Here is a 16423-nt window from a genome sequence, read left to right on the forward strand (position 1 = left end):
AAAGACTTCTACCTTGTAAATAGTCAAAAAAATTTGTTAATATGAATTGTATAGAGGTTGTAGTTATTTTTCTTATAATAACTATGGTTATTCTCGTGAATAAAGGGGAATGAGATATGTCTCAAGATAATGAAAAAAGTAATCTTGGATTGTTGTTGAAAAAGTTACTTAAGGAAAAGTCTTTATCGATGCGAAAACTTAGTTCGCTTACTGAAATTGATACTGCTACCATTTCAATGATTGTAAATGGTAAGCGAAAAGCAAATCCGAAGCATTTGCAAAAGTTTGCAGATTGCCTTGGTATTCCAATTGCTGATCTATTTGTGGCGGCAGGATATTCTATTGAAACAAAACAGGAAGAACAATCTGATATTCATGTATCTATTAATAACATTGAACATTTACTTGAATCTTCACAGTTATACGATCAAAAGTTTAGTATAGCGAATGTAGAGCAACAATTGGCTAATTACGAACAATATTCACAAACAGAAGAAGGAAAAGAAACGATTGAAAAGGGGTTTCTTGAAAAGATTCAAAAGGTAAGCAGTATTGGCCCGTTTATTAATGATTTAAAAGAACTGTATGAGAGATTTATGAAGAAGAAGGGAACGACTGCAGAACTTGCTTTAATGGGAAGTGCGCTCATTTACTTTATATTATCGGTCGATGTAATTCCGGATTATATATTTCCAATCGGTTATTTAGATGATGCGGTTGCGGTACAACTCGTTTTAAATGCACTAATGAAAAGGTAAGATGTTTATATGAATAGATAGATAAAGATATTTATATGCCAATAGTTTGGGATAATTGTATCGTTATGAATATACGAAAAAGGTGTACTCCGTGTTAGAACGGAGTACACCTTTTTCGTTTTAATTTGCGGATTTTTCTACATACTCATAAGCTTTCTCACCATGCATTGAAATATCAAGCCCCATTTGTTCTTCATGCTCATCGACGCGAACAGGGAGGAAGAAGTTAATGGTTTTAATAATGGCGTATGTCATTATGATCGTGAATGCATATGTTGCGCCGATTGCTACAAGTTGTTTGAAAAGGAGAGTTGCGTTTCCATAAAATAATCCGTTAGCACCATCGCTATTTATAGAGGTTGTTGCGAAAAGTCCGGTTGCGATACCGCCCCAAGTTCCTCCGATGCCGTGACATCCGAATGCATCGAGCGTGTCATCATAACCAAATTTATTTTTTAGGAAGAAGACAGCACCAAAGCATAATATACCGCCGATTGCTCCGATAAGAAGAGCGGAGAATGGTGTAACGAATCCGCAAGCTGGCGTAATTGCGACTAAACCAGAAACAACTCCGCAAGCAGCACCCATCGCAGTCGGTTTTGATTGGAAGAACCATTCTGAGAGCATCCAAGTTAAAGCGGCGGCAGCAGCGGCTATATTTGTATTAATAAATGCAGTTAAAGCTACGTCATTTAAGGATAATGCACTACCGACGTTAAAACCGAACCAGCCGAACCAGAGTAGGCCTGCGCCTAACATCGTAAATGGTAAATGGTGCGGGGAGGTGCCGCTTATGTTTTTTCGTTTTCCTAGGAAAATAGCTAATACAAGACCAGCGACGCCAGATGTGATATGGACGACATTACCGCCAGCGAAGTCTAACGCACCAAGTTCTCTCAGCCATCCGCCAACGCCCCATACCCAATGAGCCACAGGATTGTAAACGATTGTTGTCCAAAGGAGGATGAAAATAAGAAAGGCAGAAAATCGCATTCTTTCGGCGAATGCACCTGAAATTAAAGCGGGAGTTAAAATAGCGAACATGAGTTGGAACATCATAAATAAATTGTGAGGAATAGTAGATGAGTAGTCTGGATTTGGTGCGTAGGTAACTCCGTTTAGACCGAACCAATCGAGATTGCCGATAAGTCCGTGCCAATCTGGTCCGAATGATAAAGAATAACCGATAACAATCCATTGAATCGAAACGATAGCCATTGCGCTATAACTGTGCATTGTTGTGCTGAGTACGTTTTTACTGCGAACCATACCTCCATAAAAAAGTGCCAATCCTGGTGTCATCAACATGACCATTACTGTCGTTACAAAAATAAAAACTGTATCTCCTGTATTCATTCTCTCTCCTCCTGTGATGTTAGAAAAAATAACATCAACTTGTTATGTTTCATATCATATTCGAAATAAAAAGAAAAATCAACTAAAAATTCAGAAAACTTTCTGGGTAATGTTAGAAAACCTGACATTGTTTATTTTGGATGGATAAAATCAACGTATGCGATTTGTTCTGAAAATTGGTATAATATTCTTACAATTGGAAGTTTGGGGGATGCGTGTGAAAAAAATATGGACTAAGGAACTATTCATTTGTTTTTGTTTAGCTGTTATTTTGTTTGTACCAGTACATACTTTTGCGGAAGAAAAAAGGGAATGGCGAGATGAAGTTATATATTCCATTATGATTGATCGCTTCAATAACGGAGAACCGAAAAATGACAAACAGTTAGAGGTTGGTAATTTAGAAGGGTATCAGGGCGGAGATATAAGAGGGATTATAAAAAGATTGGACTACATAAAAGAAATGGGATTTACTACTATTATGCTTTCGCCGCTTTTTGAAAGTGAAAAGTATGATGGATTAGGCGTTCGAAACTTTCAAAAAGTAAATGAACATTTCGGAACAGAAAATGATGTGAAAGAACTTGTAAATGAGGCTCATAAAAAAGGAATGAAAGTTGTCTTTCAATTTCCGTATGAAGAAAATGAACAACAATTAATAGACTCGATGAAATGGTGGATAAAAGAAGTCGATGTAGACGGAAGTTATGTGATACATAGTGAAAAAAAGCCGCGTGCTTTTTGGGATGAAGTGCAAAATGATTTGCAGAAGGTAAAGAAAGATTTTCACATTATGACAAAGGAAGATAATGAGTACTATAAAAAAATAGTAGAGTCATTTTCAAAAGTAGATATGTCTGTGAAACCTTTATATGATGTGAGCGGAAAAGAGGAGGAATTCGCTACGTTTTTAGATAATCAAGAAACAAAGCGATTTGCGCGTATTGCAAAAGAAAATATGTATTACCCGCCGTCTCGTTTAAAACTAGCGATCACTTACTTATTAACATCCCCAGGGATACCGAATTTTTATTACGGAACTGAAATCGCATTAGATGGGGGAGATGCTCCAGATAATAGACGATTAATGGATTTCAAGTCTGATGAAAAGTTTATGCAGCACATAAAGAAGTTAGGTGAACTTAGACAAACGAGACCATCTTTACGACGTGGTACGTTTGAACTTCTATATGATAAAGATGGAATGAGTATACTAAAAAGAAAGTATAAAGATGAAGTAACACTAGTAGCGATTAATAATACGAAAGAAACGCAAAAGGTTTCCTTACCTGTAAGTGCAATTGGTGAAAAACAAGAGCTAAGAGGATTGTTAGAAGACGAAATTATAAGAGAAGAAAACGGAAAATTTTATCTTGTTTTAAAGCGCGAAGAGTCGAATGTGTATAAAGTTAACGAAGAAACAGGTGTGAATTGGTTGTTTATCTCCTTAATAGTCGGTGTGAACGTATTATTTATTGCTTTTTTAATTGCGGTTAAAAAGAGGAGGAAATGAAGGGGTTCTCTTTTGCGCTTAATTGATAGTTTATGATGAGGTGAGATGTTTGAGAAAAAAGAAGTGGTTCGCTTTATGTTTATCCCGCTATTTGTGGGCAGTAAAACTCCCACCTCAAAATGCGGCTGGAGCAAAGAAGTTAGGTGGGAGATCAACTGCCCGTAAACGCCCGATTGGTGAAGGCTAATAATCAGTGGGGATGAACAAAACCCCCACTGATTAAAGTTTCACTGTATGTCTTCTTATCGTATTCGTAAGTTTGCATTTTTGGGACAACGGTGACGATGGGGAATTTGTTCGGTGGGGCGATAGTGTTCATTCTGTTGATACAGAAGTTCTTAAGAGGAATAATATTAAATACAAAATTAAAAATGATAAAGTTTATATTCCGGAAAAATTATTTGATAAAGCGATAATGTGTTGCTCTTAATAAGTAGAAAACCTCCTCTGAATAGAGGAGGTTTCTTTTTAGCGGTAGTTAATGAACTGTACGTCGATTGGTAAGTCAACACTGCGAACTGCTGCGATTACTGCTTGTAAGTCATCACGGCTTTTCGCTGTTACGCGTACTTGGTCATCTTGTACTTGTGTTTTCACTTTTAATTTCATTTCTTTAATGATGTTGTTGATTTTTTTCGCGTTATCTTTATCGATACCTTGTTGCAGAGTTGCACGTTGGCGAACAGTGTTACCAGATGCAGCTTCAACTTTTCCGTAGTCCAAGTTTTTAATTGGAACGTTACGTTTTACAAGTTTAGAAATTAGAACGTCTTTTACTTGGTCTAATTTGAACTCGTCATCAGAAGTTAAAACAAGTACTTCTTTTTCTAATTTAATATCACTTTTACTACCTTTAAAGTCATATCGGTTTTGGATTTCCTTTAATGCGATGTTAATTGCGTTTGTTACTTCAGGTAATTCTACTTTCGAAACGATGTCAAAAGAACTGTCTTTTGCCATAGTTAGCACCTCCAAATAAATTTCTATCTTTTAATGCACCTAAATAGGCTATGTAATATACATATTAAAGTATAGCGGAAAATACATCGATTAGATAGAGTGTTGCAACTTAAGTGTTTTGACGGACCATCCGTAGGGTAATATAGTCCTATAGATAAAGTCTTTATTTAATTATAGTGAATTTTGGGCAGTTGGACAAATAAAGGGAAAATCGTGTTATAATTAACTTTTGTTTGGAATGATAAAAAAGATAACTTTATCCCGCATTAACGTGCAGTAAGACTCCCACCTCAAAATTCAGCTGGAGCAAAGAAGTGAGGTGGGAGATCAACTGCCCGTAAACGCCCGATTGGTTCAACTAATAATCAGTGGGGGATGAACAAAATCCCCACTGATTAAAGTTTCACTTTATATATATAGAAGGGAATTAAAAATATGTATTTACAATTAGGATCGATTGAACAGGTAACTGTTTTACGCGAAACGGAAATCGGATATATGGTTGGAAACGAAGAGGAAGAAATCTTCCTACATAAAAATGAATTAGTTGGAGAAATTGCAGAAGGCGATACGATTGATGTATTCTTATACCTTGATCACCAAAATCGTATTTCAGCAACAATGAAGGAACCAATTATTACAACACATGATTGGAATTGGGTAAAGGTTGTAGAAGTTATTCCTAGTTTAGGTGTGTTTGTTGATATTGGTGTATCAAAAGATATACTAATTCCACTTGATGAGTTTCCAATTTATATGCCAGTATGGCCAGAAGAAGGCGACGAATTATATTGTACGTTAAAATTAACGAATCGTGATCGTTTAATTGCTCTTCCGGCGAGAGACAGTGATATGCAAGAAATTATCGTAGATGCAACGCCATCTATGCGTAATAAAAACGTAAATGGACGTGTGTATCGCTCACTTCAAGTTGGTTCATTCATACTAACTGACGAGCATTTCCGTGCTTTCTTACACCATACAGAAAGAAAAGAACAAGTCCGCATCGGTGAGCGCGTAACAGGCCGTATTATTGACGTGAAAGATGACGGTACAATCAACATTTCACTTCTTCCTCGTAAAGAAGAAGGAATGGAAGATGATGCAGCAGTACTTTATGCATATATGGAAGAACGAGGCGGAGCGATGCCGTTTTGGGATAAGAGCAACCCAGAAGACATTAAAGAACGTTTCAATATGAGTAAAGCTGCCTTTAAGCGTGCACTTGGTAAACTGATGAAAGAAGAGAAGATTTACCAAGAAGAAGGCTGGACTTACTTTAAGAAGTAAATTGGATTAAAAAGAACTATCTTTTCTCTAAAAGTATTAGGGAAGAGATAGTTCTTTTTGCGTTTAGCAAGAATTGAGAGGGGGAGTAAGAGAATCGTTGGAAGAGGAATATTTTAAAGAATATAGAAAGGATAGATAGTTATATCTATATGAAAGAGAAGTTGAATTTATTTTTAATGGAAAAGAAAAGAGGTGTGTAAATGAAATATTATAACGCTGGATACCTCATAATTTCCTATGATAGGGAACTTATCTATAAAGAATGCAATATTGAGGGACTATCACAAACGATTTTAACGATATGTAATGGGATACGGCCTACATTTCCGGATTATTGGTTTTTCCCTTGGTGTAATTCAAATGGAAATGACCCTATTGCTCAGATGATAAATGGAAGGTTGAAGATTAGTAAAGAGGAACATGAAAGTGGACAATCTTTTTTAGATACATTAATGCGAGAAAAAAATTGCGTGGCCGAATACTTTTAAATCTTTAAAGGATGCACGATTTTTTAAGCGGAATTATTTAAAGGGGATAGAAAATCTAGAGATTATTAGTTTGTATCTTTCAGAAGAGTATCGGACGGATTTCTTAATGAATGAGCGAGACGAAAATGATTTTGAAGCTTCGATATATGACTTTCTCGAAAGTTCATTACCTGTTGATGTTGAAAACGATGAAATATTAGGATTTGATATATGTGGCTTTAGTAACAATAATTTTTATTCTTTTATTCATAACAATTTACAAGAGGATTTTGGTAAGAGATTAAATGAATTATCACTTGTTGATAAGTATGAAGATGCAAAGCAGATTATCCATTTAATTGATGATGGGGAAATTGAGGCAGAAGAGGTGTTGTGGTATCCGTGGTTAGTTTTGAAATGTTGAAGGAATCTGCATAAGTATCGGCTGAAAAGGGAGGCATGATAGTGCAAGAGAATGTACTAGAACAATTAATAAAACGTCTTTCCGTATTATCCCCTGAAAAAGAAAGTGAAATAGCAGCGGTAGATTTATATGATATATATGAGAGTAGTGAAAGCTTTCAAAAAATGCTTGAAAATATGATACACTCCCAGCAGTCTAAAGAAGACTTAATAGATGCGCTAATTGAAATGGAGGTAGAATTAGATCATATCAATTGGCATTATAAAAGCTTGAAGAAAAAGTTAAAAATGTTGATAGAAGATTAAAAAAGCACAATCTTATTTTTTTCAATAAGATCGTGCTTTATTTTAGTTCCCTTTCTCAAAAAAGATGAGAAAATGTATCTTTCAAATCACTATCATTTATTTTAATATTTGCCTTTTTTAATTCATCTTGTAATAATTTTTGACCGAAGGAAGGGTCGGCAATACGTTCTTCTTCCAAGTCTTTGCGTATAGAGTCTTTCACTTCATCGTAAGGTTTTAAATCTTTTTTATCAGTTAGTTTAATAATGTGGTAGCCGTTTGGTGATTTTACGGGATTGCTAATTTGGCCGGGCTTTAATTTGTAGGCAGCTTTTTCAAATTCAGGTGTCATTTTGCCTGCTCCGAAGTATCCGAGGTCTCCGCCATTATCTTTTGATACCAAATCTTGAGATTCTTGTTTTGCTAATTCTTCAAATGAAGCGCCGGTATCTAATTTTTTCTTTATTTCTTTTGCTTCATTTTCGTCACTTACTAAAATGTGACTAGCTTTAATTTCTGGTTTGTAGTGGTCTTTTATATCTTTTTCTGTAACGCTTTGTTTAATCGCTTCATTCAATGCAAGTTTGAATTTAATTTGATTTTTGAAATCTTCTTCATCTTTTAAACGATTATTTTCTAGTGTTGCTTTGAATTGTTCTCCATATTGATCTTTTGCTTTTTCTACTTCTTTATCTACTGCATCATCAGATACTTTATATTTTTTAGTAATAACATCTTGTGCTACCATTTCGTATAGCGTATCTTTTCCGTATCGATCTTTCAATTGTTTTTCGAAATCGCCCTTCGTAATGGCTGAGTTTGTTGTTGTAGCGATTGTGGCCGAGTCATTTTTTTGTCCGCAAGCAGATAGCATTAATATACTTATTAGTGCAGTGATAATGAATATACTTTTTCCTCTCATGCTAACACCTCATCTGAATATGTTATCGCTATTGTAGAATATAGAAGTGAACATGAAGTGAATTTTTAATGTTTTTTTCCTGTAAAATGTAAAAAAAGTACATCAACATTAACGTTGATGTACGATGTAATCAAAGGTGATCCGTTTTCTTAGAATATGCACGTTTTCCTTGCTGAATATTTTTTTGCTCTTGTTCATTTTTTTGAGTGCGCTTTGCATTATTGTCGCGTGCTTTTTTGTCGTTATCGCTAGTATGTGGCATATGTATCAACTCCATTTCTAAACGTTGTATGTTTATCATTTCCTTTTTCGTAAAGACTATGTATAGCGGTGCATTCATGAATACTAAAGGTGGATTAGAAATGGATTTGAAGCTGAACTATACTGAACTTATTAAGAAGTTAGTCGTTGTAATTATTGCGGGTTTATTAAATGCGATTGGGATGAATTTATTTTTAACACCAGCGAAAGTGTATGCGAGTGGTTTTGCTGGATTGTCTCAATTATTATCACAAATATTAGGTGACTTTTTATCTATTCATATATCGACGGGGGTGTTGTTTAGTTTATTTAATATCCCCGTCGTTATTTTAGCGTGGAAAAAGGTTGGAAAGGCTTTTACGTTTTTTAGTTTTCTTTGCGTTATATTTATGACTCTGTTTTTAGAAATTATCCCAGTTAGAGCGGTTTCGGACGATATAATATTGAATGCGATGTTTGGTGGGGTTATTTCAGCAATCGGGGTAGGGATTGCTTTAAAGTGGGGGGCTTCTACAGGTGGTCTAGATATTATTGCCATGATTTTATCAAAGATAAAAGATAAGCCTGTCGGTACATATTTTTTCTTCTTTAATGCAATTATCATTATCGCTGCTGGTTACGTATATGGATGGGAAAAAGCATTATATACTTTGGTCACTTTGTATGTGTCAACGAGAATTATTGATGCGATTCATACACGTCATGTAAAAATTACGGCATTAATTGTTACAAAGAATGGGGCAGATGTGCGAAAAGCGATTCACTCTCGCTTAGTGAGAGGGATTACAACTATACCGGCAACAGGTGCTTATACAAATGAAAATAAAGAAATGTTAATGATTGTTATTACTCGTTACGAGTTGTACGAATTAGAGAGGGTTATAAAACAAGTGGATCCGGGTGCATTTACAAATGTACTGCAAACGGTCGGAGTGTTTGGATTGTTTCGAAAAGAATAAAGAGGACCAAAGCTGGTCCTCTTTTTTTAATGCAAATTCGTAATGTTTTGCAATTGCTCTTGCATTTCACGTAGCTGAACTTTTTCAGCAGTTGAAGAGTTTGCATAAGCAGAGTGCAAAGAGTTTTTTGCTCTATAAACGAGTTCCTGTTGTTCAGCGCCACTTGAACAAGAAACGGCACTTGCAACAGCGTCTCTAGCTTGTTGGAATAGTAAGTTCCCCATTTAAACCCCTCCAAGAGAAGAGTTACTTCTTGCTTTTTCTGCCTCAGCTAATGTACCTCTGTACGGGAATCTTGCATCATGCTTCATAACAGCATCGGCTCCTTGCTGGATAAAACGTTTTGATTTGTTCTTTTTACCCATTCGAAAAACCTCCCTTTATTTAGCTGAAAACAATTGACGCGCTTTCTCTTGCGTCTAATAATAGTATGAGCATTTGGCGAGAAACTATAAGCAGGGAATTTTTAGATTACAATCCAAGAACCTCTTCTAAATATAGAGCGATACCATCTTCTTCATTCGTTAATGTCGTATGATTTGCAAGTGATTTTAATTCAGGAATCGCATTACCCATTGCGATTCCATGACCAGCAAATTCGATCATTTCAAAGTCATTATCCTCGTCACCGAAAGCGATGATTCGCTCTTTTGGAATATTGTAATGACTTGAAATTTTTTGTAATCCGACAGCTTTATTTAGTCCGCTTTTCACAATTTCAATAATTGGCCAAGGCGCACCCCATTTTCTATGGTCGATTACTTCAGCGTGCATATCTGTTAAATGCTGACGAATTGCAGCCGAATGCCCGTCATGTGCGTCAATTAATAAGCAAGTTGGATGGTCGTTTAAAATATTTAATAAATCTCCTGTGAAAATTTTTGGAGAACCGAATTCAAAAATATGTTTTTTATCTTCATCAATTTCACGAACATACACATCATCCATGACTTCGGCATATACATTTTTTACGCCAAAATCAAAGCAAGCTCGGACGATTTCTTGTGCTGTTGAAAGCTCAAGAGGAGAGTGGTGTATGCCCCATTTTGAATCAAGAGGGTGATGCACATAAGCTCCATTGAAGTTTACGATAGGTGTATTAAGGCTAAGTTCTTTATAGTAATCGTAACTAGCGCGGAATGGACGCCCTGTTGAAATAACGACAATATGTCCTTGTTCTTTTGCTTTTGCAATTGTGTTTTTCGTTCTTGGAGAAATTATTTTGTTGTCTGTTAATAAAGTTCCGTCTAAGTCTAAAGCGATTAAATGTTGTTTATTCATAATTTCACCTCTTATAATAATTTTTTTGTTTCTATCTGTATTTCCGTTTTTAATAGGCAGAAATAAGAGGTTAGACTGGGTGAAACTACTGTAGATGAAAGTTTCACTATATATCCATCTTACGTCGCGAAGCGCTGTGGTGTCTACTATTTCTCGTTGGAAATTAGGGAAAGTCAACATCTTTTTAGAAAGTTCAAACAATGTTTCTTTCATTATGTACAATTTGTGAAAAGGGTTACATTGTTTGAGTGATGCGACTTATAATGAACATGTAATCTTCTCGTATATGTTTGACTCTCCTTTGGAACTGGCCTAAACTTAGGTTGGTTTCTTTTTTTTCAACAAATATACCAATAATTCCTGCTTAAGCTTGTGTAATTATATATATGTACATGGGTAAACGGTAGTACTTGTTTCCTAAACATGACAGAAAAGCTTTCTTTTAAAATGGATATACTAATGAGGCAAGACGTCATGGAAGGAGAATGGAAATGGGACAAAATCGCAGGTTTCGTTCAGGGCAAAAGGCGCCAAATGATGGCATTTACGTAGAAATTGGTGAAACGGGAAGTATGGTGAAAGATCCACAAATGGTGAAATTAACTGCCGGGGAAAGGTTTCCAGAGAACGCAAACCATAATCGTCAGTGGACATATAAAAGAAAACCGTAACAGAAGCCGCAATCGTTATTGCGGCTTTTTTGATTAGGAAAATGAATGTTACTTTTTTCTTTTTCCAATAATAAGTTTGAACTACATAAGCAAAATTATTGTATAAAAAAGTCAGTTGGCGTATAATCAAATCAAAGGTCAAAGAAAGTCAAACGTTTGGAGGACTGTAAAGATGGACTTAAATCAAATGACAACAAAAACACAGGAAGCGATTATGAGTGCTCAATCTTTAGCGGTATCTCATCATCATCAAGAAGTAGATACTGTTCATTTATTGCTTACATTATTAGAGCAGCAAGAAGGATTAACAGTACGTATTTTTCAAAAAATGAATGTCGATATAGAAGCGTTAAAGCAAGGTGTAGAAAGTTTAATTAAGAAAAAGCCTTCTGTAACTGGAAGCGGGGCAGAGGCAGGGAAATTATATGTAACAGGTGCTTTGCAACAACTGCTTGTGAGAGCAGGAAAAGAAGCGGAAAAATTACAAGATGATTATATTTCAATAGAACATGTATTGCTTGCTTTTTCTGAAGAAAAAGGCGATATAAATCAATTATTTACAAAATTTCATATTACGAAAGATAACTTATTACAGTCTTTAATGACAGTTCGGGGGAATCAAAGAGTGACTAGTCAAAATCCAGAAGCAACTTATGAAGCGTTAGAAAAATATGGCCGTGATTTAGTGGCTGAAGTAAGAGCGGGGAAAATTGACCCTGTAATTGGCCGAGATAGTGAAATTCGCCGCGTGATCCGCATTCTTTCACGTAAAACGAAAAATAACCCTGTTTTAATCGGGGAACCAGGTGTTGGTAAAACAGCAATCGTTGAAGGATTAGCGCAGCGTATTGTGAAAAAAGATGTCCCAGAAGGATTAAAAGATCGAACAATTTTCGCTTTAGATATGAGTGCACTTGTGGCTGGAGCTAAATTCCGCGGTGAGTTTGAAGAGCGCCTGCAAGCTGTATTAAATGAAATTAAAAAGAGTGAAGGCCGCATTTTATTATTCATTGATGAACTTCATACAATCGTCGGCGCTGGTAAAACAGAAGGAGCAATGGATGCAGGAAATATGTTAAAACCCATGCTAGCGCGTGGTGAACTGCATTGTATCGGGGCAACGACATTAGATGAATACCGTAAATATATTGAGAAAGATCCAGCGTTAGAAAGACGTTTCCAACAAGTATTAGCAGAAGAGCCAACTGTTGAGGATACAATTTCCATTTTACGTGGTTTAAAAGAGCGTTTTGAAATTTATCACGGTGTAAATATTCATGACCGCGCGATTGTAGCGGCATCTGTTTTATCAGATCGATATATTTCAGATCGTTTTTTGCCCGATAAAGCAATTGATCTTGTTGATGAAGCTTGTGCAACAATTCGAACAGAAATTGATTCTATGCCAACAGAATTAGATGAAGTAACGCGCCGCATTATGCAGTTGGAAATTGAAGAAGCTGCTCTTGGGAAAGAAAAGGACTTAGGTAGTCAAGAGCGCCTAAAAACATTGCAACGTGAATTATCGGATTTAAAAGAAGTTGCAAGTAGTATGAGAGCGAAATGGGAGAAAGAAAAAGAAGACATTCATAAAGTGCGTGACTTGCGTGAACATTTAGAGCGCTTGCGCCGTGAGTTAGAAGAAGCAGAAGGAAATTACGATTTAAATAAAGCAGCTGAGCTTCGCCACGGGAAAATTCCAGCTATCGAAAAAGAGTTAAAAGAAGCGGAAGAGATGGGGGCACATAATAAACAAGAGAATCGTTTATTACGCGAGGAAGTAAGTGAAGAAGAAATTGCAGACATTGTTTCAAGGTGGACTGGTATTCCTGTCGCAAAACTCGTTGAAGGTGAACGTGAGAAATTATTACGTCTTGAACAAATTTTATCAGAGCGTGTTATCGGTCAAGAGGAAGCGGTAAGCCTTGTATCAGACGCAGTACTTCGTGCTCGTGCTGGCATTAAAGATCCGAATCGTCCAATTGGTTCATTCATTTTCTTAGGTCCTACAGGTGTTGGTAAAACTGAGCTTGCAAAAACGTTAGCACAAACGTTATTTGACAGTGAAGAGCAAATGATTCGTATCGATATGTCTGAGTATATGGAGAAACACGCAGTGTCACGCTTAATTGGTGCGCCTCCTGGATATGTTGGATATGAAGAAGGCGGACAATTAACAGAAGCAGTAAGACGTAAACCGTATTCTGTTATTTTGTTAGATGAAATCGAAAAAGCACATCCAGAAGTATTCAACATTTTATTACAAATGTTAGACGATGGACGTATTACAGATTCACAAGGACGTACAGTAGACTTTAAAAACACGGTTATTATTATGACTTCAAATATTGGATCTGCTCACTTATTAGAAGGGCTAGAAGAAGATGGCTCTATTAAAGAAGAGTCAAGAGAACTTGTAATGGGACAATTAAAAGGACATTTCCGACCAGAATTCTTAAACCGTGTCGATGAAATTATTTTATTCAAACCTCTTACAAGGAATGAAATTAAAGGTATTGTTGATAAGATTGTACAAGAATTACAAGGGCGTTTAGCAGATCGTCACATATCATTAGAATTGACGGAACCTGCAAAAGAATTTGTTGTAGAAGCTGGATTCGATCCGATGTACGGAGCTCGTCCGTTAAAACGATACGTACAGCGTCAAGTTGAGACAAAATTAGCGAGAGAATTGATTGCAGGAACGATTACTGATAATAGTCACGTAGTTGTCGATGTAGAAAATAATGAATTAGTTGTTCATGTAAAGTAAAAAAAGAGTTCGGATAAAATCCGGACTCTTTTTAGTGTTGTTCTACTGGCTCGTTTGGAATCGCAGCTGCAATCGCTAATACTAATACCGCAAGAACAACTGAGAAAATAGACGCTTGGTTAAAATCATATGTACCGCCAGTCATAGAGCCGATTACATAGCTCATCATATGTACAAGCGCGAACGACCAAATTAATGCCCAAATGAAACGCATATTTTACACCTCTATTCGTTCAATCTGTCCTTATTGTAACACAATTGAAAAAAGAATATAGAAAAATATTTGTAGATTTTTCAACGCAAATTTGCATTCTGTTCATACATTATAAAAGAGTACTTTTATACGTTTAGAAAATAAGGCGGGGGAAAAATGAGTATTACGGAACGTTTTTTTTATTTAGAAAAAGAACCATGTGTAATTTATTTGCCAGAAAAGCCAAATGGATTTTCTGTTATGCTCCTAGGGGATTATAACTATTTTATTGAGAATGGTACAAGTTTATGGACACAACATGCAGGGAGAGCTTATTTTTTACAGGGCCTTATTGAAAAAGGCTATACGGTCTTTTCATCTAACTTATATGGAAGGCATTGGGGGAACGATCGAGCTGTTTGTCTAGCAAAACGTTTGTATGATGTTGTTCTAAGAAAAGAGACATTAAATACGAAAATGCACATTATGGCAGATGGTATGGGAGCGCTTGTAGCACTGGAGATGATGAACAAATACCCTGAATGTATACGTTCTGTCGTTATGTTAAATCCGTGTTTAGATTTACCAGAATATGTGGAGTTTGAGAAAGAGCATAAGTTTTTTTACAAAAGATTAGTGAAGGAATTAAGTTTGGCGTATGATTCCAAAGAAGAAGAATTAGAATCAAAAATAAATAAGAAATCATTTGCACTTCTTCCGTCTTGTGTACCTGTTAAAATTTTTGTCTCAACACAGGAAAAAAGAGGAAGAAAACAATTGTTACGTAAATACGAGAAAATGAGGCAATTCAATCAATGCGATACTTCTGTTTTATTCCATCTGCAAGATGTGAAATATAAAATGGTTAGACAAACAACTGATTTCTTTAAAAAATATGAAGAAGAATTGTGAAGCTCCCATATACATAAATGAGGAGCTATTTGTTTCAAGGGGGAAAGGGTTGGTGGTATGAAACGCGTGCTGATTATAGGTGCACTTACGTTTGTAGGTTATCACCTTGTGAATAAAATGATTGCAGAAGAAGTAGAAGTATATGGTCTGGATTTTGATGAATTTGATAGTATGACAAAAATTAATGAAGAGAAATTATTGTTGATTGGGCGAAATGCGTTATTTACGTACTATTCTATAAGGGATGAAGACGGATGGCGATCGGTAGAGGAAGAGAGTTTCGATACAGTTTATTTTTGCTTGTATGAGCCAAATCAGCAAAGTGGATTTCGGAATGAAAGGGTCATATTACAATATTTAAAACGAATCGTAAGGATGTGTGAAAACAATAACGTAAAGTTAAATCTAATTTCTTCTATTGAAATAGGAAGCACGGAAGAATCCGAAAACAAACGTCTATTTTCGAAAGTGGAAGAAGGGTTGAAAAAAGGAGAATTACAATATAGTGCATATCGAGTTCCTACATTATACGGGCCGTGGCAACCATCGTTTATGATGTACCATCAACTTATTTTATCAGAACTTGATGAAAAAGAGTGCCGTTGTATAAATGGAGAAAAAGGAAGCGATTTACTTTACGTTGAAGATGTCTGTGAATATTTATGGGAAAATGGACTGAATGTAAAACACCTCGGTATATATAATTTACTTAGTGGAAAAGAAGAGTTATGGGAAAAAGGTATGACCTTGCTGCATGCAGATGATAAAGTAAATAAAAAAAATGTGGAAGTAAGAGATGAAGCTGTAGAGGTTATTTCTATTCAAAAAAATACACCAGTAGAATTCGGTTTAAATAAACAATTGGCACATATGAAAAAATATAAAGAGTTATACGAAGGGTAGCGCACGTGTTAAACTATTGTATGAATAATTGATTGAAAAGCTTTAATGGAGAGGGAGAGATTACATGAATGAAAAAAGTATGCAATTTTTACAAATTGCAATGAAACATTTACCAGAAGCTAAGGCAATTTTAGATTCTAATGGAATTGCACTTGATATGGAGAAAGCGCAGCCAGTGTTAGAGCTATTGATGAAAGTAATGGATGAAGCATATGAGCTTGGGAAAGCTGATAAAGAATAAAAAAACCTTCTTTTTTAGAGGGAAGAGAGGCTCGAACCGAGGATAGAAGCGGTTGGGGCCTTTTTTGTTTCGAGCGGAGTAAGGTTGTGGAATAATTTGTATTTTGAAAGGGTAGGAATTTTTCTATTTCTTTTAATGAAAAATAAAGTTAGTAATGCGTTGTCTTATTTTTTTAGCTGAAATATATTCTAGACAAAAGTACATTTATGTTTTAAAATTAGTACCAAGTCATAATAATTGATATAAAACGGAGGG

The 16423-nt window shown here is 35.7% G+C and carries 19 protein-coding genes and 1 pseudogene; 12 read left to right on the top strand and 8 right to left on the bottom strand.

What is annotated here, in order from left to right:
- Nucleotides 1-116: 116 nt before the first annotated feature.
- Complete coding sequence (locus KPL75_RS19895; RefSeq protein ID WP_219917460.1) at nt 117-758, top strand: DUF1232 domain-containing protein; 642 nt, start codon at nt 117-119, stop codon at nt 756-758.
- Nucleotides 759-878: 120 nt separating this feature from the next.
- Here KPL75_RS19895 and KPL75_RS19900 read toward each other — a convergent pair whose 3' ends face one another.
- On the bottom strand, nt 879-2114 hold the full coding sequence (locus KPL75_RS19900) for an ammonium transporter (protein ID WP_219917461.1): 1236 nt from the start codon (nt 2112-2114) through the stop codon (nt 879-881).
- Between the two features lie 157 nt (nt 2115-2271).
- Here KPL75_RS19900 and KPL75_RS19905 point away from each other — a divergent pair, with 157 nt between their 5' ends.
- Nucleotides 2272-3627, top strand: coding sequence for an alpha-amylase family glycosyl hydrolase (locus tag KPL75_RS19905; protein WP_219917462.1), 1356 nt, complete (start codon nt 2272-2274; stop codon nt 3625-3627).
- A gap of 244 nt (nt 3628-3871) precedes the next feature.
- Nucleotides 3872-4057, top strand: coding sequence for a hypothetical protein (locus KPL75_RS27490; RefSeq protein WP_258237049.1), 186 nt, complete (start codon nt 3872-3874; stop codon nt 4055-4057).
- Nucleotides 4058-4095: 38 nt separating this feature from the next.
- Here the strand turns inward: KPL75_RS27490 and KPL75_RS19910 are convergent, their stop codons facing one another.
- Nucleotides 4096-4587 carry a YajQ family cyclic di-GMP-binding protein gene (locus KPL75_RS19910; protein ID WP_002116984.1) on the bottom strand — a complete coding sequence of 164 codons (492 nt, stop codon included), beginning with the start codon at nt 4585-4587 and terminating at the stop codon, nt 4096-4098.
- Between the two features lie 435 nt (nt 4588-5022).
- Between KPL75_RS19910 and KPL75_RS19915 the strand changes: the two genes are divergently transcribed.
- From KPL75_RS19915 to KPL75_RS19925, 3 genes and pseudogenes are all read left to right on the top strand, one after another.
- Entirely contained in the window at nt 5023-5877 is an 855-nt protein-coding gene (locus KPL75_RS19915) for a CvfB family protein (RefSeq protein WP_219917463.1), read from the top strand.
- Nucleotides 5878-6077: 200 nt separating this feature from the next.
- Nucleotides 6078-6768: pseudogene (locus KPL75_RS19920) on the top strand (hypothetical protein).
- Nucleotides 6769-6809: 41 nt separating this feature from the next.
- Nucleotides 6810-7073, top strand: a complete 264-nt coding sequence (locus KPL75_RS19925) for a hypothetical protein (protein ID WP_219917464.1) — start codon at nt 6810-6812, stop codon at nt 7071-7073.
- 55 nt (nt 7074-7128) lie between these two features.
- On the opposite strand, the gene prsA is transcribed toward KPL75_RS19925, so the two are convergent.
- Entirely contained in the window at nt 7129-7974 is an 846-nt protein-coding gene (prsA, locus tag KPL75_RS19930; RefSeq protein ID WP_219917465.1) for a peptidylprolyl isomerase PrsA, read from the bottom strand.
- Nucleotides 7975-8104: 130 nt separating this feature from the next.
- The gene (locus KPL75_RS19935; protein ID WP_001120851.1) at nt 8105-8236 is read right to left on the bottom strand and encodes a DUF3941 domain-containing protein; all 132 of its coding nucleotides are present in this window, start codon (nt 8234-8236) and stop codon (nt 8105-8107) included.
- Between the two features lie 100 nt (nt 8237-8336).
- Here KPL75_RS19935 and KPL75_RS19940 point away from each other — a divergent pair, with 100 nt between their 5' ends.
- Nucleotides 8337-9194, top strand: coding sequence for a YitT family protein (locus KPL75_RS19940; protein ID WP_219917466.1), 858 nt, complete (start codon nt 8337-8339; stop codon nt 9192-9194).
- Between the two features lie 26 nt (nt 9195-9220).
- Here the strand turns inward: KPL75_RS19940 and KPL75_RS19945 are convergent, their stop codons facing one another.
- The 3 genes from KPL75_RS19945 to KPL75_RS19955 form a co-directional block, all read right to left on the bottom strand.
- Nucleotides 9221-9418, bottom strand: a complete 198-nt coding sequence (locus KPL75_RS19945) for a DUF3813 domain-containing protein (RefSeq protein WP_098778083.1) — start codon at nt 9416-9418, stop codon at nt 9221-9223.
- A complete protein-coding gene (locus KPL75_RS19950) occupies nt 9419-9559 on the bottom strand; it encodes a hypothetical protein (RefSeq protein WP_002170819.1) in 141 nt (46 codons plus the stop codon).
- Nucleotides 9560-9665: 106 nt separating this feature from the next.
- Nucleotides 9666-10475: a Cof-type HAD-IIB family hydrolase gene (locus KPL75_RS19955; RefSeq protein ID WP_105584269.1), complete on the bottom strand. Its 810-nt coding sequence runs from the start codon at nt 10473-10475 to the stop codon at nt 9666-9668.
- Between the two features lie 491 nt (nt 10476-10966).
- Here KPL75_RS19955 and KPL75_RS19960 point away from each other — a divergent pair, with 491 nt between their 5' ends.
- Entirely contained in the window at nt 10967-11146 is a 180-nt protein-coding gene (locus tag KPL75_RS19960; protein ID WP_002117000.1) for a YjzC family protein, read from the top strand.
- A 172-nt stretch (nt 11147-11318) separates the two neighbouring features.
- Nucleotides 11319-13919: an ATP-dependent chaperone ClpB gene (gene clpB / locus KPL75_RS19965; RefSeq protein WP_219917467.1), complete on the top strand. Its 2601-nt coding sequence runs from the start codon at nt 11319-11321 to the stop codon at nt 13917-13919.
- Between the two features lie 31 nt (nt 13920-13950).
- Here clpB and KPL75_RS19970 read toward each other — a convergent pair whose 3' ends face one another.
- Nucleotides 13951-14133 carry a YjzD family protein gene (locus KPL75_RS19970; RefSeq protein ID WP_001211111.1) on the bottom strand — a complete coding sequence of 61 codons (183 nt, stop codon included), beginning with the start codon at nt 14131-14133 and terminating at the stop codon, nt 13951-13953.
- A 156-nt stretch (nt 14134-14289) separates the two neighbouring features.
- On the opposite strand from KPL75_RS19970, the gene KPL75_RS19975 reads away from it, so the two are divergent.
- The 3 genes from KPL75_RS19975 (at nt 14290) to KPL75_RS19985 (ending at nt 16168) form a co-directional block, all read left to right on the top strand.
- Nucleotides 14290-15024 (top strand): lipase family protein, encoded by a 735-nt coding sequence (locus tag KPL75_RS19975; protein WP_219917468.1) that lies wholly within the window; start codon nt 14290-14292, stop codon nt 15022-15024.
- 57 nt (nt 15025-15081) lie between these two features.
- Nucleotides 15082-15927, top strand: a complete 846-nt coding sequence (locus KPL75_RS19980) for an NAD-dependent epimerase/dehydratase family protein (RefSeq protein ID WP_219917469.1) — start codon at nt 15082-15084, stop codon at nt 15925-15927.
- Nucleotides 15928-15991: 64 nt separating this feature from the next.
- Nucleotides 15992-16168 carry a ComZ family protein gene (locus KPL75_RS19985; RefSeq protein WP_193645655.1) on the top strand — a complete coding sequence of 59 codons (177 nt, stop codon included), beginning with the start codon at nt 15992-15994 and terminating at the stop codon, nt 16166-16168.
- Nucleotides 16169-16423 lie beyond the last annotated feature (255 nt).

This window comes from Bacillus sp. NP247 (assembly GCF_018966865.1).
Classification (GTDB): Bacteria; Bacillota; Bacilli; order Bacillales; family Bacillaceae_G; genus Bacillus_A.

Coding starts and splice junctions, on each gene's coding strand:
- KPL75_RS19910 (WP_002116984.1), bottom strand. CDS start 4,587: ATGGCAAAAGACAGTTCTTTTGACATCGTTTCGAAAGTAGAATTACCT.
- KPL75_RS19950 (WP_002170819.1), bottom strand. CDS start 9,559: ATGGGTAAAAAGAACAAATCAAAACGTTTTATCCAGCAAGGAGCCGAT.
- KPL75_RS19915 (WP_219917463.1), top strand. CDS start 5,023: ATGTATTTACAATTAGGATCGATTGAACAGGTAACTGTTTTACGCGAA.
- KPL75_RS19975 (WP_219917468.1), top strand. CDS start 14,290: ATGAGTATTACGGAACGTTTTTTTTATTTAGAAAAAGAACCATGTGTA.
- clpB (WP_219917467.1), top strand. CDS start 11,319: ATGGACTTAAATCAAATGACAACAAAAACACAGGAAGCGATTATGAGT.
- KPL75_RS19960 (WP_002117000.1), top strand. CDS start 10,967: ATGGGACAAAATCGCAGGTTTCGTTCAGGGCAAAAGGCGCCAAATGAT.
- KPL75_RS19895 (WP_219917460.1), top strand. CDS start 117: ATGTCTCAAGATAATGAAAAAAGTAATCTTGGATTGTTGTTGAAAAAG.
- KPL75_RS19940 (WP_219917466.1), top strand. CDS start 8,337: ATGGATTTGAAGCTGAACTATACTGAACTTATTAAGAAGTTAGTCGTT.
- KPL75_RS19900 (WP_219917461.1), bottom strand. CDS start 2,114: ATGAATACAGGAGATACAGTTTTTATTTTTGTAACGACAGTAATGGTC.
- KPL75_RS19935 (WP_001120851.1), bottom strand. CDS start 8,236: ATGCCACATACTAGCGATAACGACAAAAAAGCACGCGACAATAATGCA.
- KPL75_RS19905 (WP_219917462.1), top strand. CDS start 2,272: ATGCGATTTGTTCTGAAAATTGGTATAATATTCTTACAATTGGAAGTT.
- KPL75_RS19980 (WP_219917469.1), top strand. CDS start 15,082: ATGAAACGCGTGCTGATTATAGGTGCACTTACGTTTGTAGGTTATCAC.
- KPL75_RS19955 (WP_105584269.1), bottom strand. CDS start 10,475: ATGAATAAACAACATTTAATCGCTTTAGACTTAGACGGAACTTTATTA.
- KPL75_RS19985 (WP_193645655.1), top strand. CDS start 15,992: ATGAATGAAAAAAGTATGCAATTTTTACAAATTGCAATGAAACATTTA.
- prsA (WP_219917465.1), bottom strand. CDS start 7,974: ATGAGAGGAAAAAGTATATTCATTATCACTGCACTAATAAGTATATTA.
- KPL75_RS19945 (WP_098778083.1), bottom strand. CDS start 9,418: ATGGGGAACTTACTATTCCAACAAGCTAGAGACGCTGTTGCAAGTGCC.
- KPL75_RS19970 (WP_001211111.1), bottom strand. CDS start 14,133: ATGCGTTTCATTTGGGCATTAATTTGGTCGTTCGCGCTTGTACATATG.